The organism is Polaribacter batillariae, from assembly GCF_017498485.1.
GTDB lineage: Bacteria > Bacteroidota > Bacteroidia > Flavobacteriales > Flavobacteriaceae > Polaribacter > Polaribacter batillariae.
Window position 1 is genome coordinate 549,747 of record NZ_CP071795.1, and the last position, 23,293, is coordinate 573,039.

At 31.1% G+C, this 23,293-nt stretch carries 19 protein-coding genes and 1 pseudogene; 8 read left to right on the top strand and 12 right to left on the bottom strand.

Annotated features, from left to right (window positions below; genetic code table 11):
• The first annotated feature begins 30 nt into the window (after nt 1–30).
• From JL193_RS02530 to JL193_RS02540, 3 genes are read left to right on the top strand one after another with little or no spacing between them, the layout of a single operon-like run.
• Nucleotides 31–1,209: an MFS transporter gene (locus JL193_RS02530; RefSeq protein WP_207972340.1), complete on the top strand. Its 1,179-nt coding sequence runs from the start codon at nt 31–33 to the stop codon at nt 1,207–1,209.
• A complete protein-coding gene (locus JL193_RS02535; RefSeq protein WP_207972341.1) occupies nt 1,193–2,482 on the top strand; it encodes an APC family permease in 1,290 nt (429 codons plus the stop codon). Before JL193_RS02530 ends, JL193_RS02535 begins: the two co-directional genes overlap by 17 nt.
• 6 nt (nt 2,483–2,488) lie before the next feature.
• The gene (locus tag JL193_RS02540; protein ID WP_207972342.1) at nt 2,489–4,249 is read left to right on the top strand and encodes an APC family permease; all 1,761 of its coding nucleotides are present in this window, start codon (nt 2,489–2,491) and stop codon (nt 4,247–4,249) included.
• Here JL193_RS02540 and JL193_RS02545 read toward each other — a convergent pair.
• The 3 genes from JL193_RS02545 to pheT all read right to left on the bottom strand — a co-directional run bounded on the left by JL193_RS02545 (nt 4,246) and on the right by pheT (nt 8,531).
• The gene (locus JL193_RS02545; protein ID WP_207972343.1) at nt 4,246–4,860 is read right to left on the bottom strand and encodes a LysE family translocator; all 615 of its coding nucleotides are present in this window, start codon (nt 4,858–4,860) and stop codon (nt 4,246–4,248) included. The two genes, JL193_RS02540 and JL193_RS02545, sit on opposite strands and share 4 nt — an antisense overlap.
• Nucleotides 4,861–4,947: 87 nt before the next feature.
• Complete coding sequence (locus JL193_RS02550; protein ID WP_207972344.1) at nt 4,948–5,982, bottom strand: quinone-dependent dihydroorotate dehydrogenase; 1,035 nt, start codon at nt 5,980–5,982, stop codon at nt 4,948–4,950.
• 122 nt (nt 5,983–6,104) lie between these two features.
• Nucleotides 6,105–8,531, bottom strand: a complete 2,427-nt coding sequence (gene pheT / locus JL193_RS02555) for a phenylalanine--tRNA ligase subunit beta (protein ID WP_207972345.1) — start codon at nt 8,529–8,531, stop codon at nt 6,105–6,107.
• Between the two features lie 345 nt (nt 8,532–8,876).
• Between pheT and JL193_RS02560 the strand changes: the two genes are divergently transcribed.
• Nucleotides 8,877–10,667, top strand: coding sequence for an LTA synthase family protein (locus tag JL193_RS02560; RefSeq protein ID WP_243456811.1), 1,791 nt, complete (start codon nt 8,877–8,879; stop codon nt 10,665–10,667).
• A 133-nt stretch (nt 10,668–10,800) separates the two neighbouring features.
• On the opposite strand, the gene JL193_RS02565 is transcribed toward JL193_RS02560, so the two are convergent.
• Complete coding sequence (locus tag JL193_RS02565; protein WP_207970412.1) at nt 10,801–11,694, bottom strand: IS982 family transposase; 894 nt, start codon at nt 11,692–11,694, stop codon at nt 10,801–10,803.
• A gap of 125 nt (nt 11,695–11,819) precedes the next feature.
• Between JL193_RS02565 and JL193_RS17055 the strand changes: the two are divergent.
• Nucleotides 11,820–11,987: pseudogene (locus JL193_RS17055) on the top strand (IS110 family transposase); the annotation flags it as partial.
• Nucleotides 11,988–12,033: 46 nt separating this feature from the next.
• Here the strand turns inward: JL193_RS17055 and JL193_RS02570 are convergent.
• Nucleotides 12,034–12,756, bottom strand: a complete 723-nt coding sequence (locus JL193_RS02570) for an HNH endonuclease (protein ID WP_207972346.1) — start codon at nt 12,754–12,756, stop codon at nt 12,034–12,036.
• A gap of 363 nt (nt 12,757–13,119) precedes the next feature.
• Here JL193_RS02570 and JL193_RS02575 point away from each other — a divergent pair, with 363 nt between their 5' ends.
• On the top strand, nt 13,120–14,091 hold the full coding sequence (locus tag JL193_RS02575; protein ID WP_207970637.1) for an IS110 family RNA-guided transposase: 972 nt from the start codon (nt 13,120–13,122) through the stop codon (nt 14,089–14,091).
• A 46-nt stretch (nt 14,092–14,137) separates the two neighbouring features.
• On the opposite strand, the gene JL193_RS02580 is transcribed toward JL193_RS02575, so the two are convergent.
• The 7 genes from JL193_RS02580 to JL193_RS02605 all read right to left on the bottom strand — a co-directional run bounded on the left by JL193_RS02580 (nt 14,138) and on the right by JL193_RS02605 (nt 18,701).
• Nucleotides 14,138–14,452, bottom strand: a complete 315-nt coding sequence (locus JL193_RS02580; protein WP_207972347.1) for a hypothetical protein — start codon at nt 14,450–14,452, stop codon at nt 14,138–14,140.
• Nucleotides 14,453–14,680: 228 nt separating this feature from the next.
• Nucleotides 14,681–15,244: a phosphatase PAP2 family protein gene (locus tag JL193_RS02585; RefSeq protein ID WP_207972348.1), complete on the bottom strand. Its 564-nt coding sequence runs from the start codon at nt 15,242–15,244 to the stop codon at nt 14,681–14,683.
• A 1-nt stretch (nt 15,245) separates the two neighbouring features.
• A complete protein-coding gene (locus JL193_RS17060) occupies nt 15,246–15,515 on the bottom strand; it encodes an FKBP-type peptidyl-prolyl cis-trans isomerase (protein WP_367890040.1) in 270 nt (89 codons plus the stop codon).
• A gap of 11 nt (nt 15,516–15,526) precedes the next feature.
• Nucleotides 15,527–16,405: a peptidylprolyl isomerase gene (locus tag JL193_RS02590; protein WP_243456812.1), complete on the bottom strand. Its 879-nt coding sequence runs from the start codon at nt 16,403–16,405 to the stop codon at nt 15,527–15,529.
• The gene (gene bamJ, locus JL193_RS02595) at nt 16,405–17,136 is read right to left on the bottom strand and encodes a BamJ family beta-barrel-assembly machinery protein (RefSeq protein WP_207972349.1); all 732 of its coding nucleotides are present in this window, start codon (nt 17,134–17,136) and stop codon (nt 16,405–16,407) included. The genes JL193_RS02590 and bamJ overlap by 1 nt, the downstream gene beginning before the upstream one ends.
• A gap of 16 nt (nt 17,137–17,152) precedes the next feature.
• Complete coding sequence (gene gldI, locus JL193_RS02600) at nt 17,153–17,683, bottom strand: gliding motility-associated peptidyl-prolyl isomerase GldI (RefSeq protein ID WP_243456813.1); 531 nt, start codon at nt 17,681–17,683, stop codon at nt 17,153–17,155.
• The gene (locus JL193_RS02605; protein WP_207972351.1) at nt 17,673–18,701 is read right to left on the bottom strand and encodes a DHH family phosphoesterase; all 1,029 of its coding nucleotides are present in this window, start codon (nt 18,699–18,701) and stop codon (nt 17,673–17,675) included. Before JL193_RS02605 ends, gldI begins: the two co-directional genes overlap by 11 nt.
• 167 nt (nt 18,702–18,868) lie before the next feature.
• Between JL193_RS02605 and JL193_RS02610 the strand changes: the two genes are divergently transcribed.
• Both JL193_RS02610 and JL193_RS02615 read left to right on the top strand, forming a co-directional pair.
• Complete coding sequence (locus tag JL193_RS02610) at nt 18,869–19,288, top strand: nucleoside-diphosphate kinase (RefSeq protein WP_207972352.1); 420 nt, start codon at nt 18,869–18,871, stop codon at nt 19,286–19,288.
• A 788-nt stretch (nt 19,289–20,076) separates the two neighbouring features.
• The gene (locus tag JL193_RS02615) at nt 20,077–23,292 is read left to right on the top strand and encodes a WD40/YVTN/BNR-like repeat-containing protein (RefSeq protein ID WP_207972353.1); all 3,216 of its coding nucleotides are present in this window, start codon (nt 20,077–20,079) and stop codon (nt 23,290–23,292) included.
• The last annotated feature ends 1 nt before the right edge of the window (nt 23,293 follow it).

The window sequence follows — 23,293 nt, forward strand, 5'->3', positions numbered from 1 at the left end:
ATTGCTTTTTGGTACTTTCGTTACTCTATAATGAATATTAAAAAACACATTTTACCAATTATTGTTATTGCTCAGTTTTTTTGCACGTCTCTTTGGTTTGCAGGAAATGGGGTTATTACAGATTTAGTCTCTGTCTATCAATTAGATACTGCTGCCCTTGGCAACTTAACTGCTGCTGTGCAATTTGGTTTTATTGTTGGAACGCTACTTTTTGCTTTATTTACAATTACAGATCGTTTTTCTCCATCTAAAGTATTTTTTGTTTGTGCTCTTTTAGGAAGCCTTTTTAATTTAGGGCTTATTTGGGAACAGAATAATCTAAACACTTTATTATTTTTTAGATTTTTAACAGGCTTCTTTTTAGCAGGAATTTATCCTGTAGGAATGAAAATCGCAACCGATTATTACGAAAAAGGATTGGGAAAATCGCTTTCTTTTTTGGTTGGTGCCTTGGTTTTAGGAACTGCATTGCCACATCTTTTAAAAGCAACTTCTAGTGTTTTTCTTTGGAAGCCTGTCTTATACACAACTTCTACTTTGGCTTTTATTGGTGGATTTTTGGTGTTTTTATTAATTCCTAATGGGCCTTTTCGTAAAAAAGCATCGAAATTAGATATTTCTATTTGTTTTAAAATATTTAAAAACAATAAATTTCGACAAGCAGCTTTTGGTTATTTTGGTCATATGTGGGAGTTGTATGCCTTTTGGACTTTTGTTCCTGTTTTTTTAAAAATTTATTCGAATCTTCATAAAAATACTGATTTTAACAGCTCTTTAATTGCTTTCTTTATCATTGGAATTGGCAGTTTAGCTTGCGTTTTAGGAGGTTTTATTTCAGAAAAATTAGGCCTTAAAAGAACCGCTTTTTTGTCTTTATTATTCTCTGGATTTTGTTGTTTGTTACTTCCTTTCGCTTTTATGAGTAAAAACGAATACTTTTTTATAACTTTTTTACTTTTTTGGGGAATGGTTGTCATCGCAGATTCTCCATTATTTTCTACCTTAGTGGCAAAAAATACAGTTTCAGAAAATAAAGGAACCGCATTAACCATCGTAAATTCTATTGGTTTTTTTATGACAATTATTAGCATTCAGCTTATTAACCTATTATTTAAAAACTATAACAGTAATTACATATTTTTGTTTTTAGCCATTGGACCAATCGCAGGAATTTTTATTCTTAAAAAAAAGTATGAGCACAAAAATTAGTTTAAAAGAAGCAATGTCTATTGGAATTGGAGGCATGGTGGGTGGTGGCATATTTGCTGTGCTTGGGCTAGCTGTTTCTTTAGCAAAAGGCGCAACCCCAATTTCTTTTTTAATTGCAGGAACAATTGCTTTACTTACTTCTTACAGTTATGCAAAATTATCAAATACATTTCCAGACAGAGGTGGCACTGTAAAGTTTATAAATGTTGCCTTTGGAAAAACAGTTTTTAGCGGAACTATTAATAATTTATTATGGATAAGCTATATTATAATGCTGTCTCTTTATGCTTCTGCATTTGGTTCTTATGCTCCAAATCTTTTCAAAATTTTTGATTCGAATTCGTTTAATTTTCATTTTTATGCGAGTTTTATCATTTTTTTTGCGACCCTTATTAATTATTATAGCATTGCTGTGGTTAGTAAAATTGAATCTATTTCTGTAATTATTAAGTTGTTTATTCTATTAAGTTTTATACTTATAGGTTCTTACGGATTAATTGGTAACGAAAACCTAGGGCAGTTTTCGATAGATAACTGGGAGAATTCAATAAATATAATTGCAGCAGGAATGGTAATTTTTGTAGCTTATGAAGGGTTTGAACTTATTGCAAATGCGGCTCCTGACATTAAAAATCCAGCAAAAAATATTTCAAAAGCTTATTATTATTCCATTATTTTTGTAATTATTCTCTATGTTATCATTGCAATTGTAACGATTGGTTCTTTACCTTTTAATAAAATTGCAACTGCAGAAGATTATGTTTTAGCAGAAGCTGCAAAACCAATGTTGGGTAAAGTTGGTTTTACAATTATAACAATTGCTGCGCTAATTTCTACTTTTTCTGCCATAAATGCATCTTTATATGGAGGAAGTAGAGTTAGTTTCGAAATTGCTGAAGACGACGAATTGCCACATGCTTTTACAAGTATTTTTTGGAACCAACCCATTGGCTTATTAATTACTGCAGTTTTAACTTTAATAATTACAAATTCATTAAATTTAGAAAGTATTTCAACAGCTGGAAGCGTTGGTTTTTTATCGATTTTTGCAATCGTTAATTTTGCTGGATATCGACTTTCAGAAAAAATGAACAGCAAAAAATATATTCATCTTACAGGTTTTATCGTTTGTATAATTGCGTTGATAGTTCTTATACTTCAGCAATTTAAAAACAATAAAATTGGAGTTATAATCGCTATTGCTATTATTGTATTTTGTTTAGTTATAGAATATAGTTATAAAAAAATAAAAGTAAGAAGTCTTAAGATTTAAATTATTATGAAAAAACAAAAAAAATTAGGCGAATTATCTGCAACTGCAATCTGTGGTAACGATATTAGTTCGTCTGTATTGTACGTATCTGCTTTAGCAATTGCTTTTGCTGGCCAATATGCATGGATAACCTTATTAATTGTATCTTTTGTACTTTTTTTATTTCGAAAAATTTATGGCGAAGTTGTTGGTGCACTGCCTTTAAATGGTGGTGCATATAATGCACTTTTAAATACAACTAGCAAATCTACAGCTTCTTTTGCAGCAACACTTACCATATTGTCTTACATGGCAACAGCTGTTATATCTGCAAATGAAGCCATCCATTATTTGCATTACATAATTCCATCTATGCCCATAATAATTGCAACCATAATACTACTTGCATTGTTTGCTTTTTTAGTAATTGGTGGTATTTCTGAATCTGCCAAAGTCGCTGTGGGTATTTTTCTTTTTCACTTAACATCTTTAGTTATTTTAAGCGGTTTTATTATTTACTATTTTACTGAAAATGGAGTTGCTACGTTTGTTGAAAATTGGAATTCTCCCATAAAAAATGGAAGTATTACAAACGCGATTTTCTTAGGGTTTGCAGCTTCTATGCTTGGTGTATCTGGTTTCGAAAGTTCTGCTAATTTTGTTGAAGAACAAAAAAGAGGTGTTTTTCCAAAAACACTTCGAAATATGTGGTCCATTGTAAGTATTATAAACCCATTAATGGCCGTTTTTGCACTGGCTTTATTTACAATTCCTGTGTTGCATACAGATGAATATCAAAACACCTTATTAATAGAAATGGGAAAACATGTGGGTGGAGCATCTATCGCATATTTAATTGCCATTGATGCCTTTTTAGTGCTAAGTGGCGCTGTTTTAACTTCGTTTGTTGGTGTTACAGGATTGTTAGAAAGAATGGCTTTAGACCGAATTGTTCCACCTTTTTTTTTAAAGAAAAACAAAAAAGGGAGTTCTTATAGAATAATTATTGTTTTTCTTCTTCTATCGGTTTCTGTTTTATTAATAACGAAAGGAAATGTAAAATTATTGGCAGGAGTTTACACCATTTCATTCTTGTCGGTAATGGCTTTATTTGGCATTGGTAATATTTTATTAAAAGTAAAAAGAAGTCAATTACCAAGACCCGAAAGAGCCTCGTGGTTGGCTGTATTTGTTGCTATCGGCGCTGTTTTAATAGCACTTTTCGGCAATATCGTAATGCCAGCAAAAGATAATTTACCAAGCAATATTACTGTTTTTTTGTATTATTTTATTCCTACCATTTCTCTTATTATAATAATGCTAAACAGAACTTTTTTATTAAAATTAATTTTAAAGATTATAGATGCTCTTTTTATTCCAATTCGAAGGTTTGTAGAAAAAACCGACCAACATATTCAAAGAATAATTGATACCATAAACGACCAAGAGTTTGTGTTTTTTACAAGAGGAGATAATATTGCAACTTTAAATAAGGTAATGTTGTACATCTCTAAAAATGAACATACTAAAAAAATAAAAATTGTAACCGTCGTTGGGAAAAAAAATCTTTACAACAAAAATTTAGCTCAAGAAATAGATTTTTTAAACAGAGAATACCCAGATATTGAAATTGAATTTGTGAAGATAGATGGAGAGTTTAACCCGCAATTAATCAAAGAACTTTCAGAAAAATGGAAAATTCCTATCAACTTTATGTTTATTGGTTCTTTAGATGAAAAATTTCCATATAGAATTGAAGAATTGGGTGGTGTTCGTTTAATTATTTAGAGTAAAATTAAAAATGCAATCGCCACAAAAACAATAATTTGCGCCCATTTTAAGTACCAACCTGTTTTTTTGTGTTGCTTTAAATAGGTAGATACTTTTCCTGCAAGTACAGCAATGCTTCCAAAAACAACAAAAGAAACCAAAATAAAAAGGAAACCTAAAATATAGCATTGTAAAACGATAGACATTTCTGAGGAAAATAAAAACTGAGGAAAAAATGCCAAAAAGAAGATGGTAACTTTTGGGTTTAAAACATTCATTAAAAAACCCGTTTTAAACAATTGAATTGTGCTTTTTTGTGGCACATTTTCTGTAGAAATTAAAATTGCAGAATTACTTTTATAAACTTGATATGCCAAGTATAGCAAGTAACTTACTCCTAGAACTTTAATAATTAAAAACAAGCTTTTATTTTCTTTAATAATTGTAGAAACTCCAAATGCAACGAATGTTGTGTGGATAATACAACCTGTCATCAATCCGAAAACAGTTGCCAAACCGTATTTTCTTCCATTTACAATACTTTGTGTAAGCACAAAAATATTGTCTGGCCCTGGAGAAACTGCCAATACAGAAGTTGCAATTATAAAAGAGACAAGAGTTTCTGCCATAAGTTATTAAAAAAGAGAACAGCTATTTTTACAGGTATAGACAAATAGTTTATATTTCTACTTTCGTAGAAATAAAAAACTCGAAAATCACATCTTATTTAAAACAGCCTTGTTAATTTGCTTAATTAAACTAGGGCCTTCGTAAATAAAACCTGTATAAACTTGCACCAAATCTGCACCAGCATCTAATTTTTCTAAAGCATCTTCTGCAGAATGGATGCCTCCTACTCCAATAATTGGAAACGATTTGTTAGATTTATCTGCTAAATATTTTATTACTTTGGTGCTTTTATTTTTTATTGGTTGTCCACTAACACCACCATTGCCAATTTCGGCTAAACGTGCTTTCGATGCTTTTAAATTTTCTCTAGATGTAGATGTATTTGAAGCAATCACTCCATCTATTTTTGTTTCTGCAACCAATTCTATAATTTCATCTAGCTGAATATTATTTAAATCTGGAGCAATTTTTAATAAAATGGGTTTTTTAATTTTAAAAATGTTGTTCTCTTTCTGGCAAGCAGTAATTAATTCTATTAAATAATCTTTGTCATTTAATTTTGCATGACTGCCTACATTTGGGCAACTTACATTCAGCACAAAATAATCTACAAAAGGGTGCAATTCTTTAAAAACTTCGATATAATCTTGTGTATAATTTTGGGGTTTGGTTTGGGTATTTTTTCCAATATTTCCACCAATAATCACTTTATGTTTGTTTTTCTTTAGGTTTTTAATGGCTTCTTCTACTCCATCGTTATTAAAACCCATTCTGTTGATAATGCCTTGATCGTCTTTTAAACGGAACAATCTTTTTTTAGGATTTCCTACTTGCCCTTTTGGAGTTATTGTTCCTATTTCTATAAAACCAAAACCAAAGTTTGCCAATTCGTTATATAAAACGGCATTTTTATCGAAACCGGCAGCCAAGCCAACAGGATTTTTAAATGTTAAACCAAATACTGTTTTTTCTAGACGTTTGTCGTTCACTTGATACATTCCTCTAAAAATAGAGGCTCCAAAAGGAATTTTACACAAGTTTCTAATGAAAGAAAATGTAAAGTAATGTACTTTTTCTGGATCGAAAAGGAATAATATTGGTCTTATTATTGATTTATACATTTCTATTCTATTTACTACTTTATTTACTTTCGGTTTTCCTTTTGATTACATAAACCATAAGAGCAATTTTTAGTTATATTTATGTCTCTCAATCATTTTTTTAATCTTACATCATTCAAAAACTAGCGTAAAACAGCATTTAAATTTTTTTCGAATGCTTGCTGTAATTTTTGCATTATTTTATCGATTTGTTTGTCTGCCAAGGTTTTTGTTTCGTCTTGTAATAAAAAACTAACTGCATACGATTTTTTACCTTCTGGTAAATTGTCTCCTTCGTACACATCGAACAAATCGACTTCTTTTAATAAGTTTTTTTCTGATTGGAAAGCCAAATTATAAACCTCTTTAAAAGCCGTTTTCGAATCTAATAACAATGCTAAATCTCTTTTTACTGTAGGAAATTTAGGTAATTCTGCAACTTTAATACTTTTATTTCCTGTTAATTTTAAAATGGTGTTCCAATTAAAATCTGCAAACAGCACCTCTTGTTTAATTCCGAATTCTTTTAACAGACTGTTTTTTACAACTCCAAATTCTACCAACTTCATTTTTCCCAATCCAAACGAAATTCCTTCCGAAAAAACATCTAGTTTGCTTGGCTGAGTTTTTAAATTATCGATTCCTAACCTACTTAAAACAGCTTTTATGACACCTTTTAAATAAAAGAAATCCGATTTTTTATTGACAATTTTCCAATTATCATTGGTTCTATTTCCTGTTACAAAAAGCGTTAAATGCTTGTCTTCTTGATATTTTCCTGAATATTTATGATAGGTTTTACCAAACTCGTAAAACTTTAAAGAATTATTTTTTCTATTGATGTTATAAGCAACCGACTCTAAACCGCTAAATAGCAAAGATTGACGCATTACTTTTAAATCGTTACTTAATGGATTTAGCATTTCTACGTTTGCTTCCTCATTAATATTTTCCGATAAAGTTACATACTCTGGTTTTGTTAACGAATTTGCCATGGTTTCATTAAAACCTTGGGCTGTTAATTGATTGGCAACAATGTTTTCTATTTTTGTTTCTTTATTGGCATCAAAAGAAATCGATGTGTTTAGTTTATGAGAAAACTCTATATTATTGTACCCATAGACTCTTAAAATTTCTTCGATAATATCTGCTTCTCTTTGAACATCTGTTCTGTAAGAAGGAATTGTTAAGCCTAAACCTCCTTCTGTTTCGCTATTGATTTTAATTTCTAATGAAGCTAAAATATTTTTAATGGTTTCTCTTGGAATTTCTTGCCCAATTAATCTGTATGCGTTTTCGTAAGATAAAAATACTTGAAAATCTTCTAGTTTTACTGGATAGAAGTCAGAAACGTCAGAAGCCATTTTTCCTCCTGCATATTCTTCAATTAACAAAGCTGCACGTTTTAAGGCATATTCTGTCATGTTAATATCAATACCTCTTTCGAAACGAAAAGAAGCATCTGTATTTAAAGCATGTCTTTTGGCTGTTTTTCTTACAGAAACCGGATTAAAATAAGCGCTTTCTAAGAAAATTGAAGTTGTATTTTCGGTAACTCCAGAATTTAAACCTCCAAAAACTCCTGCAATACACAGTGGGTTTGAATCTGCATCGCAAATCATAATATCATCAGAAGACAATGTTCTTTCAACTTCATCTAAAGTGGTAAATTTTGTACCTTCTTCTAACATTTTTACTAGAATTTTGTTTCCTTTTACTTTCTGGGCATCAAAAGCGTGTAAAGGCTGCCCTAATTCATGCAAAACGTAATTTGTAATATCTACAACATTATTTTTAGGTGTAATTCCTATTGCTTTTAACCTGTTTTGAATCCATTCTGGAGCATCTTTTACCTCTACATCTGTAATGGTAATTCCACAATATCTTGGTACCAAATCTTTATTTGCTACTTCTACGTCTATTCTTAAGGTTCTTTCATCTACATGAAAATCGCTTACAGAAGGAGATATAAGTTCTAAATTTACATCTTGTTGCAATAAACCTGCTTTTAAATCTCTTGCCACACCAAAATGGCTCATGGCATCTGAACGGTTTGGGGTTAACCCGATTTCGAAAACATAGTCTGTTTCTATATTAAAAACTTCGGAAGCTAAAGTTCCTACAGCTATTTCTGCATCAAGAACCATAATACCATCATGGCTATTGCCTAAACCTAATTCGTCTTCGGCACAAATCATTCCATGGCTTTCTTCTCCTCTAATTTTTCCTTTTTTAATTTTAAAACCTTCTCCTTTATCATCATACAAAACTGTTCCAATAGTAGCAACTGGTACTTTTTGGCCGACAGCAACATTTGGCGCTCCGCAAACTATTTGCACAGGTGCTCCTTTGCCTAAATTTACAGTGGTAACTTTTAACCTGTCTGCATTTGGGTGCTGCACACAAGTTAAAACTTCGCCAACAACAATGCCTTTTAAGCTTCCTTTTATAGATTCTTTGGTTTCTATACCTTCTACTTCCAATCCTAAATCAGTTAATAACTCTCCTGTTTTTACGGGTTCCCAATCTATTTGTAGAAACTGCTTTAACCAATTGTACGAAATTTTCATATTTTCTTTTTGAAGTTTTCAGGCGCAAATTTACTGAAATTCTCCTTTTTTAAAGCATTTTTGTACTAAAATTAAAGTTGCTTTCTTAATCTAAAAAAGTAGTATAAAATAAATATCTTTGCAGTAAATTAATGGTAATTTCATGTTTAAAAAAATACCCAATTACATAAAATACATTTTTGCAAATGTCTTTTTTCTGTTTGCCTTTATAAGTATTTTTAGAATTATTTTCTACGGTTTTTTTTCAGCTTTAGAAAATGCCTCTACTGCAGAGGTTAAAAGGGCCTTTTTCTTAGGCTTTCGTTTTGATATAAAATTAGCCATTCTTACTTTTTTCCATTGGCGATGCTTATTTTAATTGCAAATTATCGTTTTTTTAAAAGTAAAGTTTACAAAAAAATTGCTACAATTTATGTATCAATCGCCTATTTAGTACTAACACTTTTTTTTCTGTTTGATTTTGGTTATTACGACTATTTAAGCATTCGTTTAGATGCTTCGTCTCTACGATTTTTAACCAATTTAAAAATATCTGGCCAGGTTTTGGTAGAAAGTTACCCTATTTATAAAGGAATTATTGTATTAATAATACTCGTTTTTATTATTTATAAATTTTCGAAATATATTTATAATCGTTTTTCTAATGTTGAAGAAAAACGCTCTAAAAAAGTGAAAGCACTTTATTTTGTAACTACTATTTTATTGCTTTCATTCGGAATTTACAATAGTTTTACGCATTATCCTTTGCGTTGGAGCCAGGCTTTTTTCTCTAAAAACAATGCTGTAAATCAGTTTACATTAAATCCGGTTTTGTATTTCTTTGATAGTTTTGCTTACAGAAGTGAAGGTGTAGATATGGAGGAGTTCAAAAAATATTATCCTGTTATTGCCAAACACTTAAATTTACCAAAAGATAGTGTTTCTTTTGAAAGAAAAGTAGTTTTTGATACTACTTATGTTAAAAAACCAAATGTGGTTATTGTAATGATGGAATCTGTAGGCGTAAAACCCATGAGTTTTTATGGAAACCCAATAAAATCGACACCCAATTTAGATTCATTAGCGAAAGTAAGTGTGCGTTTTCCTAATTTTTATGTACATAAATCTGGAACAGCCGCCAGTGTTTTTGCAAGTGTTACAGGTTTGCCAGATATAGAAAATATTAGAACAGCTTCTAGAAACCCATTAATACAGGATCAGCGAATTATTTTCGATCAATTTAAGGGTTACGAAAAATTGTATTTTTTAGGTGGTAGTGCAAATTGGGCAAATATTAGAGGCGTTTTTCAAGCAAACATTAACAATTTAAAAATCTTCGAAGAAGGAAGCTACAAAACCGAGAAAAGAGCCGATGTTTGGGGAATTGATGATTACGAATTGTTTAAAGAAGCCGACAAAGAACTGCAAAAATTGCATCGACAAGAAAAGCCCTTTATTGCTTATATTCAAACTGCTTCTAACCACATGCCTTTTACAGTACCAAATGAAAAAGAAACTTACAAACCCTTAAAAGACAACGAAATTTCTAAAGATTTGTTAGAAAAAAGTGGTTTTAAATCTGTGGCACAATTAAATGCTTTGCGTTTTTTAGATTTTAATATTGGTCGTTTTTTAGAACGTACAAAAAAAGCTGGTTATTACGATAATACCATTTTTGTGTTTTTTGGAGACCACAATACCGCTATGAAAAGAACAAATTTATACCCAAAAGAATTCGATTTAAATATTCAGTTACAGCATGTTCCTTTTTTAATTCACGCGCCTAACTTTGTAAGTCCAAAAACCATTTCTAAAAACGGAAAATTGATTGATTTATTTCCAACAGTAGCAAGTTTGGCTAAAATAAATTATACCAATTATACATTAGGAAACAATTTGTTAGACAGTACACAAACCAAAACAACTTCTTTTGTTTATTTAAGAATTAATGGCGAACCTGCAGTGGGTCTTTTGCAAGATAGTTTGTATTATTCGAAAACCAACGTAACTAAAACAACGGGGTTGTATAATTTAAAAACTAAAAAATTAAAAAATATTAAAGAAAATAATTTCGCAAGAGCAATGCAAATGGATAGTTTACTTTCTGCTTATTACCATTCTACAAAGTACTTGTACTTCAATAATAAAAAGCGTTAAATATATCGTTCTAAAAGACGTAAAAGATTTGTTTTACAATAAATATGGTGTCTTAATCTTGGTGTTTTTTTTCGTTTATGTATAAGATTAGTGGAGTGTTTAAGCAATTAAATTCGTACCAACCTGAGTTCGATTAATAAATTGTCAACTGATTAGACTTTACAGTCTGATATTTTATAGCAGGTTTTTTTGGTAAAAAGCTATATGCAATAAGACCTGCGATTATGTTTGACAAGAAATTAGTAAAACTTCTATGTCTAGAATGTTCAATTTGACAAATATTTTTGAGTTCGTCATTTACGGTTTCAATAACAGAGCGTTTACGCAGTAAAATTTTATCACTCATTGTCATTAAAGAATTCTTCATATTGTTTTTAATATGAGTAATTAAATGCAATCCATCAGCAAAAAGTAACTGCATTAAATCTTTTCCAACATAACCTTTGTCCGCATATAACTTACCATAAATTTTATCTAAAAAAGACTTCTTTTTTAATGGCGTTCTATCATCAACATTAGCTTGGGTTATGCAGAAGTTTAGGATTTCACCTTTATCATTTATAACGATATGCAATTTAAAGCCATGGAACCATCCTATAGTGGATTTTCCAGTGGTTGCAATGCCTTTAAATACTTTATTATTCTTAATTCGTTTGGGGCTGCAAACTCTAACAGGTGTAGAATCTACAAAAGAAATACCCGTAGAATTACCTAAACAACATGTCTTTAAAAATAAAGTCATTGGCATGAGGTTTTGCTGCATGAGTTCTGTAAATCTATTGTATGAAACTGTAGCTGGGAAATCATCTTGCATATGCTTTTGCAAGTAATACACGTAAAAGTGTTTAAAGGTCCTAAAACCACTAAGCTGAAACAAAATGGTAATGGTAATTACCTCGCTATTTGACATAACACTGGGACGTTTTGATGGATTGCCTAAAAGGTGTTTACTTACTATTTGGTCATATTCTTTACAAAATTCATCAACAAGACAGAAAATTTCAGTAATTTTAGAGTAGATTATCATAGATAGATTTTTAGATTAATAAATTGAAATTCAATACTTTAATTTACTGAAAATCTATCTTTTTTACTAGAAAAAAATGCCTAAATTTTAATCGAACTCAGGTTACCAACAAAACTAGCCATTCTAACAAGGCTTGTCGAGATCTTTATGAACGAATCGTAGCCAAGGGAAAGAGCAAAAAATGAGCCTTAATCGCAGTATGCAATAAACTACTAAAACAGATCTTTGCAATAGCAAAATCAAGATTAATATATGATGGAAATTATAAAAGTACTTTCGTAAAAAATGAATGAGTTTTTACTTGTTTTTTACCACAGTACTTTGTTGCCATTAGTATTTTTATTTCATAATAATTTTCAGTTCCTCAATCGAATATGCTGGTTTCTTTTTGTGAAGCATAGAGTGACAATTCGGACAAACAGGAATTAAGTCAGTTAATGGATTTACAGAGTATTCATTTCCGATTGTTGCAATGTCTATTTTATGATGAAAGTGGATAAATTTTTTTCCTAAAACTCCAAATTTTTCCTCGAAATTAAAATTGCAAACTTGACAGTTCAAGCCAAAATGTTCAATGCACTTTTTTCTTGCTATTGGATTTCGTTCGTAACTATTCACTAAAACTTTTTTTGTTTTTCCTTCTGAATATTCAGTTTCAGAATCCACTTCGTCAGGATAAATTGTCTTTTCCGGTTTTTGATTAATAAGTTTTAAATAACGATTATAAACTTCTTTCCTTTTTTTTACAGAAGAGCCAGATTTCTCTTCATAATAATCAATATGTTGAGATAAAGACAGAAGTGCATTTTGAAGTCTATCAATTCCATTTTCTTCATATATTTTTTGTAGGGAATATTCAGTTCCATAAATATTAGTTGTACGAGTGAATAGTTTTCCTTGAATTAAATTCGAATAATTATAAACATAATCAACAGCAGAATTTTCATTCATTCCTATTTCTGTCAGAACTTTTATTCCGTCTTTTAGAGATATTTTATTCTTATAAAACTTTTTTCCGATTTCAAATGACTTTTCAACCATTTCATTCGTTATTTTTCCCATAGTTTTTCTGGTTCAGTCATATTAATGGCAACGTTGTTGTATAAGCTTTGTTGCGTTGGTTTAGCAGTAAAGTTAGTAAATAATTAGCGACCAAGAAAGTCCGCGAGGACTTTCGCAAGTAAGCAAAAAGCCAGCAATAAAGTTTATACGTCTTAAGTTTGTAATTCATTAAATTTGAACATAATTAAGAAAAGACAAAAGAGAGGAATAAGGTTAATATATACGCAGAAGCATAGACTTCGTCAACATTGAAAATCCCCTCTCTTTTCTACACAGATTTCGTACAGTTCTATGAGGCTTTTAGACCTCGCTTTTAAGTCGTTGAAACTCGCGTAGTATGTCCTTTCGTAAAAACATTTATTTATGAATAAAGATATTAAATATTTTGGAATAGACATCAGTCATTTATTTTTTGATGTCACAGATTCAGATGGCAATTATTACCAGTTTAAAAACAATTTAACAGGCTTTAAAAAGTTTGTAAAATTATTAGATTTAAAGAGTCATTGCGTGATGGAAGCTACCGGTTATTATCATTACCAATTAGCCTATTATTTACAAGAAAAAGGTTTTAAATTATCGGTAGAAAATCCATTATCGGTAAAACGTTTTATTCAAATGAAATTGTCTAAAATAAAGACAGATAAGAGCGATTCTAAACTAATTTGTGAGTATGCAAAGCAGGTTAAATTAAAGTTGTGGAAAGGCAATTCTAAACATCAGCTGGAATGTTTACAAATGACAAGAACCCTTTCAGCATATACAAAGCAGAGCACTATGCTGAAAAATAAATTACATGGCGAAGCCGTTTTAGGTACACCAAGTAAATCTGTTGTGAGGTCTTTAAAACGCAGTTTAAAACATGTTGAGAAAGAAATAAAAACGATAGAAGAAGACCTATTAATTTTAGTAAAAGAAGTTCATAACGATGTTTTAACACGTTTAAAAAGCATCCCAGGCATTGGTCCCAAAACCTCTTTAATGTTAGTAGTTTTAACCGATGGATTTGAGCGTTTTACGAGTGGTAGTGAATTGTGTAGTTATGCAGGTCTAACGCCAACAATTAGACAAAGTGGTAGTAGTGTAAAAGGACGATCGAGAATAAGTAAAATAGGGAATCAAAAACTAAGAAATTTATTGTTTATGTGTAGTTTTAATGCGTGCAAATACAACAAGGCTTGTCGAGATCTTTATCAACGAATCGTAGCCAAGGGAAAGAGCAAAAAATTAGCCTTAATCGCAGTCTGTAATAAACTACTAAAACAGGTCTTTGCAATAGCAAAATCAGGATTAATATATGATGAAAATTATAAAAGTACTTTCGTAAAAAATTAATGAGTTTTTACTTGTTTTTTACCACAGTACTTTGTTACAAACAGTTTTATTGTATTCGTATAAATTCCGTATAGTAATTCTTTAACTGTTTTCCATTTATTATTTCATTGTCATCATATCCAATTTTCAGAGTATTATTATTGTTTGTAATTTCAAATACGTCTGGAATGTCATTATCTGTATAACTTTGTTGATTGTCTGTATAAGTCGTAATAAGTCTATATTTTCCATTTGAATTTTTCTCCCAACTTCCTGATGTTAAAACTGGTTTAGTTTTTTCTTCACAATCTCCATTTATTTCATCGTTAGCGAATTCCACAATATTTAATGTTCCATCTTCATTAAAAGTATATCTCGACATTTGATGGCAAAAAGAAAAGTCAGAATCATTTGTAGAATTGTCTACATAGGTCTTTACTTCTTTTATAGGTTTCCATATTCCAATAAGCGGATCAAGATTAGAATCATTATCATTATTCGAAGAACAGGATAGAAAAGTAAGTCCAATTAAGATTCCAAGTATTAAATTCAATTTATTCATTTCGTAAAGTTTGTTTTTAATTGTTTGTAACTACAGATAACAGTAACTTTATTTAGCAAAAGAAACTTTATCTATTTTTTTATAGAGTGTAAAATATAGGTTTCCTAAAATGGTTCCTAAAGCTATGCCTAAAAAAATATCGAGAGGAAAATGTACGCCTAAATAGATTCGGCTGTAAGAAAACAATACAGGAAAAAACAATAGCAAACCAATGTATTTATATTTTCCTTTTAGCAATAAGGTTACGTAAACTGTAAAAAATGTAGATGTGGTTGCATGCCCAGACATAAAACTAAAACTTTGTGGGTTAATTATAGTTCTTAATAAATGGTCTATTTCTGGGTCGTTGTTGGGTCTTAACCTTTGCGTGTAATCTTTAATGAAATTTACAAATTGATCTGAAAAAGCAACCAAAACAATCATAGATAAAATCATAAAACCACCTCGTTTCCAACCAAAAGATTTTATAATTAAAAAAATCATAAGAAGAAACACTGGAGTCCAATTGAATTGATTGGTTACAAACAACCAAAAAGGATCCCAGTGTTCGTTTCCTAAATTATTTAAGAAAACTAAAACTTCTTTATCTATTTTTATAATTCTATCTAGCAAATTATGTACCTACTTTTAAAACTTCCACTTCAAAAACAACATCTGCTTTTGCTGGAAATGGTCCATATTGTTGCTCGCCAAAAGCAAGGTAATAAGGAATAAAAAAACGAGCTTTTTCTCCTTCTCTTAACGTTAAAACTCCTTCTTTAAAACCTGTAATCATAGGTTTTGTTTTATCATCTAACCGAAAAACAAGTTTTTGACCACCTTTATCGAAAGTAGATTGAATTTTTTTACCATCTGCTACATAAATTGTATAATCTACAGTAATTTCTTTGTTCTCTACAACTTTTTTCCATTGGTTTTTTTCAACTTTAGAATTCGCAAACCAGAGCTTGTTTTGGTTGCTTTACCTTCGTCCATTTGGGCTAAAAACTTCTTTTTATCTTCTAAATAAGTTGCATATCGTTGTTCATCTAATTTAGATTGTTCTGCTAATTTTTCTTTCTTTGCTTTTTCGAATTTGGCAAATTCTTCATCAAACACTTTAGAGGCGTTATAATCTTTTGCCTCTGCACCAATTTTAATTATTTTGATATTATGAATCGTATCGAATGGAACAATTTTATTTACAACAGCCATTCGTGCAGAGTCAATTGCTTTTGAAAGTGCTAAAGAATCTGAAAAATTTTTCTTTAATTTTTGTAATTGTAAAGAATTTACAATCGTTTTTCCAAAAACACTGTGTTTTCCATCTAAATGAGGAATGGATCTGTGGGTAATAAAAATTTGACTTCCATTTCCATCGGGTCCACCATTTGCCATAGATACAATTCCCCCATCATCGTGTTTGTACAATAAATTTCCAGAAGCATCTTTAGGAAACTCGTCTCCAAAAACGTACCCTGGGTTGCCAGTACTCGTTTCTGTATGGTCGCCTACTTGAATAACAAAGTTAGGCACCACTCTATGAAAACGAATGCCATTGTAATATGGTTTTCCTGCGAAAGAATCTGTTACTTTTGTATTAGTACCTTCTGCTAAAGAAACAAAATTGGCAACCGTCATTGGAACGTCTTTGGCATACAAATCTAATAATATATTGCCTTTATTTGTTTGTATTTCTGCATAAACACCTTCTTTTAGGGTTTTATACTTTTCTTCATTAGCACAAGAAACGAGTAAAACAAATAGAGAAAAAATAGATAGAAAATTTTTCATTATTGCTTTACAATATCTAAAAGTTCTACTTCGAATATTAAAGTAGAAAATGGCTTAATGTTTTCGCCTTTTTGTTGCGCTCCATAAGCTAACTCTTGAGGAATAAAAAACTTGTATTTAGAACCAACTTTCATCAATTGTAAACCTTCTGTCCAACCTTTAATTACTTGATTTAAATTAAATTCCGAAGGTTTTCCTCTATCTACAGAACTATCGAAAACTTTACCTTCTAAATTGGTTCCATGGTAATGTACTTTTACTCTAGTTTTTGCTGATGCTGGTTTTTCTCCTGTGCCTTCTTTCAAAACAATATACTGTAAACCACTATCTGTAGTTATTACACCCTCTTTTGTTTTGTTTTCTGCTAAAAAGTCTTCTCCTGCTTTTTTATTGTCTGCAAATTTAACTGCTGCTTCTTTTGCTGCTTTTTCTTGCTGCTCTTTCATTTGAGCCATTTGCTTTTTTCTTAAATAAGTATTTATAATATTTTGAACGTCTTTTGCTTCAATTAATAAATTTGTAGAATCTACTCCGTTTAAATATCCTTGAATAAATGCATCTTTATTTACTTCTTTTAAATTTGCTTTAAATTGATTCGCCAAGTTTAAACCAATGGCATAACTTACAGAATCGATTTCTTTTTCTAAGGTTTTAACTTCTTTTATTTGTTTTCCGCAAGAAAACATTGTTACTGTAAGAGTTACTGCTGCTAAAATTTTTATTACTTTCATTTTTAATTTAATTAATTTAATTTATATTTAATAACGTTACTGTACTTTTTATACTTTTATTAATTCCTATTTTGTTTCCATCTCCAGAAATGCCAAATGCATTATAAGATGGAACGACAAATGTAATGGTTTCTCCGATTTTCATCAACTTTATTCCCTTTTGTATTCCAGAAATAAAATCTTCTTTATCTACGTGATAGTTTTTAACCCCTAATTCTTCTTTACTGTAGATTATTGAATCGTTTAAACTGCGAATATCGTATTCTATAACTGCAATGTCTCCTGCTTTGGGGGTTGGTTTATCTTCTTCGATTTTTTTTACATAGGTGTACCAAAATCCATTTAAAGAGTTTGTATAGGTATGGGTAGAATCTTTTTGTATTAATTGTTCGATTTTTTCTTCTTCTACCTTGTTTAATTGTCTAGATTCTTCAATTGTTTTTTGAAAAATGGTTGTAGATGGTTTCGGATCGATGGGTTTTCTTGGTTTCGATTTAGAACAAGCTCCTAAAATAACCCCACAAAGTAAAAGCATTTTAATTTTCATAAGACGCATTTAATTCTTCTTTGTATTTAGGTAACAATAATGTAAATTTTGTAACGGTTTCTGCCATATTTAAATACGATTTTCCACCAGCTGCATTGTCGTGCCCACCACCTTCGAAATGGTTTCGCGAAAATTTATTTACAGAGAAATTTCCTTTCGAACGAAACGAAATTTTAATAATATTTTGTTCTGCATCTTCAATAAAAATAGCTGCAAAAATAATTCCTTTTAAAGAAAGTGCATAATTTACAACGCCTTCTGTATCTCCTTTTTGGAAATCGAAACGTTTCTTTTCTTCATTTGTTAAGGTAATATAAGCGGTTTTATACGATGGTAAAATCTGTAAATTACTTAATGCTTTTCCTAGTAATAACAATCTATTATACGAATTAGAATCATATACATTGTTGTGTATTCGATCATTTTCTGCTCCTTTATCAATTAAATCGGCTATAATTCTGTGTGTTTTACTAGTTGTAGAACGAAATCGAAAAGAACCAGTATCTGTCATAATACCAGTGTACAAACAAGTAGCAATATCTTTGTCTATAAGTTCCAAATCGTTGTTCATTTCAATAAATTGATATACCATTTGGCAAGTAGAACATATGGTTATGTCTGAATACATGTATTTTACATCATCAGGTTGTTGATGATGATCTATCATCGCAAAATCATTTGGATATTTCTCTAACGTATTTTGCATATCGCAACCAACTCTATGTAACGCATTAAAGTCTAATAGAAAAATAATATCCGAATTATTAATGGCTCTTTGCGATTGTGAGTTTTGCCAATCGAAACGATATACATCTTTAGAACCTGGTAACCAATGTAAAAAATCTGGATATTCATTAGGAACAACAACAGTGGGGTTATGGCCTTTCTTTGTAAAATATTGATGCAAAGCTAATGTAGAACCCATCGCGTCTCCATCTGGATTTCTGTGTCCTATTAGTACAATATTTCTTGGTTTTGCAAGAAATGTTTTTAATTCGTCTAAACCTTTTAAAATCATAGTTTGCGAAGATACAATTTAATCGTATTTCAAGAAATTATTTTTATTCTCATTTACAAATCATTTTTTACGCGAATAATTAATAAACCAACCCATAAATACAAGATTTTAGACACTTGTTTTTTACAATAAAAGCCGTACTTTTGCCGAAAATTAAAAAAAACAGAATGGCAACAAATAGAACATTTACAATGATTAAGCCAGATGGTGTAGAAAACGGACACACTGGAGCAATCTTAGAAAAAATTAATGCAGCAGGTTTTAGAATTGTAGCTTTAAAAAAGACGCAAATGACAAAAGCAGATGCTGAAACTTTTTATGCAGTACATAAAGAGCGTCCGTTTTTTGGAGAATTAGTAGAGTTTATGACTCGTGGACCAATTGTAGCTGCAATCTTAGAAAAAGAAAATGCGGTAGAAGATTTTAGAACTTTAATTGGTGCTACCAATCCTGCTGATGCTGCTGAAGGAACCATTAGAAAAATGTATGCAACTTCTATGGGAGAAAATGCTGTACATGGTTCAGATTCTGATAAAAATGCTGTAATCGAAGGAAATTTCCATTTTTCTGGAAGAGAGCAATTTTAAAAATGAATTAAATTTAAGAATTTTAGCAATTCTTAGTCTAAAATATATTTGGTAAAAACTCACAATGCAAGTTGTGAGTTTTTTTTGTTGAAATTCTTTATTTTAATGGTTGAAAATGTTTGGTAAAATTCCTGCAAGGTTTAAAAAAAACGTCCTGCAAGGTTTCTAAAACCTTGTAGGTATAAATAACAATTAAGAATTAAAAATTAAACTTAAATGTCATTTCAAACTTGTAATGTCATTTCGACCTTGTGGAGAAATCTTACAATACAAAGATTCCTCAATTTCGCTATCACTCCACTCGGAATGACAAAAAAATGTCATTCCAAACTTGTAATGTCATTTCGACCTTGTGGAGAAATCTTACAATACAAAGATTCCTCGGTTTCGCTATGGCTTCACTCGGAATGACAAAATAATGTCATTTCAAACTTGTAATGTCATTTCGACCTTGTGGAGAAATCTTACAATACAAAGATTCCTCGGTTTTACTATCACTTCACTCGGAATGACAAAACAATGTCATTCTAAACTTGTAATGTCATTTCGACCTTGCGGAGAAATCTCTTCATGCAAAGACTCCTCTATCACTTCATTCGGAATGACATTCTAAACGATTATTAAAGCTCCTGCAAGGTTTCTAAAACCTTGTAGGTACAATTCAGTCAAAAAAAAATCATAGGATATTCAAAATAATTTTATTGTTAAAATAAACGCTCAATTATTATCGAGCGTTTTCTATTTTGTATATTGTTCCCTATTATAAAAATTTAGACAAACTTACAATAATGAAAAAACTAATCATACTGCTTTTTTTATGCAGCACCTCTCTCCTCTTTTCACAAGAGTTTTCTATGGATTTGGCAAAAGATATGAAACCCAGAAATATTGGCCCTGGAGGCATGTCTGGACGTGTAACTTCCATCGATGTTGTAGCATCTAACCCAGAAATTATGTACGTTGGAACAGCTTCTGGTGGAATCTGGAAATCTACTTCTGGGGGCGTTAAATGGAAACCCATTTTCGAAAAAGAATTAACCGCTTCTATTGGTGCAGTTGCCATACAGCAATCGAACCCAAGTGTCATTTGGGCAGGAACAGGAGAAGGAAATCCGAGAAATAGTTTAAATGGTGGTTTCGGAATTTACAAATCTTTAGATGCCGGAAAAACGTGGAAAGCAATGGGTCTAGAAAAAACACGCCATATTCATAGAGTTATTATAGATCCTACAAACCCCAATGTGGTTTATGTTGGTGCTATTGGTTCTCCTTGGGGCGAACACAAAGAGCGTGGAGTTTATAAAACTACTGATGGTGGAAAAACTTGGAAACAAATACTCTTTACAAACATTCGATCTGGAGCAGCAGATTTAATTATGGATCCAAAAAATCCGAATAAAATAATCGCAGCTATGTGGGAGCACAAACGCGATCCTTGGTTTTTTAAATCTGGTGGCGAAGGAAGTGGATTGTATATTACACACGATGGTGGAGATCATTGGAAAAAAATTACCGAAAAAGAAGGTTTTCCTAAAGGAGAATTGGGCAGAATTGGAGTTGCTATTGCACCTAGTGAACAAAACATTATTTACGCTTTGGTCGAAGCAAAAAAAAATGCATTGTATAAAAGTGAAGATGGTGGTTTTAAATGGAAAAAAATAAACGATAAACCCGGTATTGGAAACCGCCCATTTTATTATTCAGAAATTTATGTAGATCCACAAAACGAAAACAGAGTATATACTATTTTTACTTACGTAAACGTTTCGCAAGATGGTGGCAAAAACTTTAAGCAATTAATGCCTGCTTATGGTGTAGATAATGGAGTGCATCCAGACCATCATGCATGGTGGATTCATCCAAATAACGGAAAATTTATGATTGATGGAAATGATGGAGGTTTAAATATTACCAAAGATGGTGGCAAATCTTGGCGTTTTATAGGAAACATTCCTGTCGCACAATTTTATCATATTAATGTAGATAACGAATTTCCGTATAACGTTTATGGGGGAATGCAAGACAATGGCTCCTGGAGAGGTCCCGCTTATGTATGGAAGGCTCAAGGAATTCGTAATTCGTATTGGCAAGAAATTAGTTTTGGCGATGGTTTTGATGTTGTTCCAGATAAAGATGATTCTAGATATGGATGGACGATGAGCCAGCAAGGTTATGTTTCGCGTTTCGATTATTTAACAGGAAATAATTACGGGGTGCAACCAACCCATAAAGACCCAAATGTAAAATTACGTTTCAATTGGAATGCTGCTATAAATATCGATCCTTTTGATCATTCAACGTTATACTTCGGAAGCCAGTTTGTGCATAAATCGACCGATAAAGGGTTAACCTGGACGGTTATTTCGCCAGATTTATCGACCAACAATCCAGAAAAATTAAAACAAAGCGAAAGTGGTGGTTTAACGATGGATGCAACTGGTGCCGAAAACCATTGTACCATTTTAGTAATTGAACCAACACCTTTAGAAAAAGATGTTTTATGGGCTGCTACTGATGATGGTCAAGTTCATATTACAAAAAATGGAGGCAAATCTTGGACAAACGTTGCCAAAAACATTAAAGGTTTGCCAGAATTTAGTTGGATTACTCAAATAAAAGCATCCAATAAAAACAAAGGCGAAGCACTTTTAGTTGCCAATGATTATAGACGTTTTAACTACACTCCTTACGCCTATAGAACCAAAAACTACGGAAAAACTTGGGAGCGTATTGTTGATGAAAATGATGTGCAAAGTTATACACTTTGTATTATTGAAGATCCAGAAAATAAAAATCTACTATTTTTAGGAACAGATGATGGTTTATACATTTCTATTGATGCAGGAAATAAATGGATCAAATGGACTAATGGTTTCCCTACAGTTCCTGTAAAAGACTTAATAATTCACCCAAGAGAACACGATTTAGTAATCGGAACTTTTGGGCGTGCAGCATGGGTTTTAGATGATATTCGTCCCTTAAGAGCTATCGCAAAACAAAGTTTTAATGCTAAAAAGTTACACTTATTTCAACCACCAACTGCATACCAAGCAGCATCTCAACAACCAACAGGAAGTAGATTTGGAGCAGATGCAATGTATCAAGGAGAAAACAGAAAAAGAGGCGCAATGATTTCTTATTATATCGATAAACCTGAAGTAAATAAGAAAGAAAAAAGAGACAAGAAACGAGATAAGAAAGACGATAATGTCATTTCGAGCGAAGCCGAGAAATCTAATAATGTTAAATTCGACTCCATTAAATTAGAAATTTTTGATGGTGCTCGTCAAATTAGAACACTAAAATTTAAAGCACCAAAAGAAAGTGGCATTCATAAAACTACTTGGTTTTTAAGAGAAAAAGGCGTTGCTAGAGCTTCCCGAAAAATTAACAAATCGAAAAGAGAACCTGCAGGAGTAAGTGTAAAACCAGGAACGTATCGTTTAAAAATGACCTATGGAAATGAAGTTTCTGAACAAAATATTAAAGTTGAATTCGACCCGAGGTTACAAATTTCCGAAACAGCCATCAACCAAAAATACAATGCGAGTAAAGCATTAGAAAAATATCAAGAAAAAATCGCAAATGTTGTAGAACAATTAGTAGAAAGTAAAAATACAGCAACTTCTATAAAAACAAATTTATCAAAAGAAGACAAAAAGAAATACAAAGAAGAAATAAAAGCATCTACAGAAATCATAAAAAAAATTGATACTTTAATTTCTAAATTCTTAGGTTCTATTGATAAAAGACAAGGAATTACCAGAAACCCAGAAGTTACCGTAAATCAACGTTTTTACAAAGCAAGTAGTTATATTCGTTCTCGATTTGGAGAGCAAACTTCAACAGAAACTGTTCTAATGCATCAATTTAAAGAAGAATTTAAAAAAGTAGTAAGCGAAACCAATGCCTTTTTTAATAACAATTGGCAAAAATATAAATCAGCAACCGAAAACATTAAAATTTCTCCTTTCAAGGAAACTAAAATATATTCAACAAACTAAA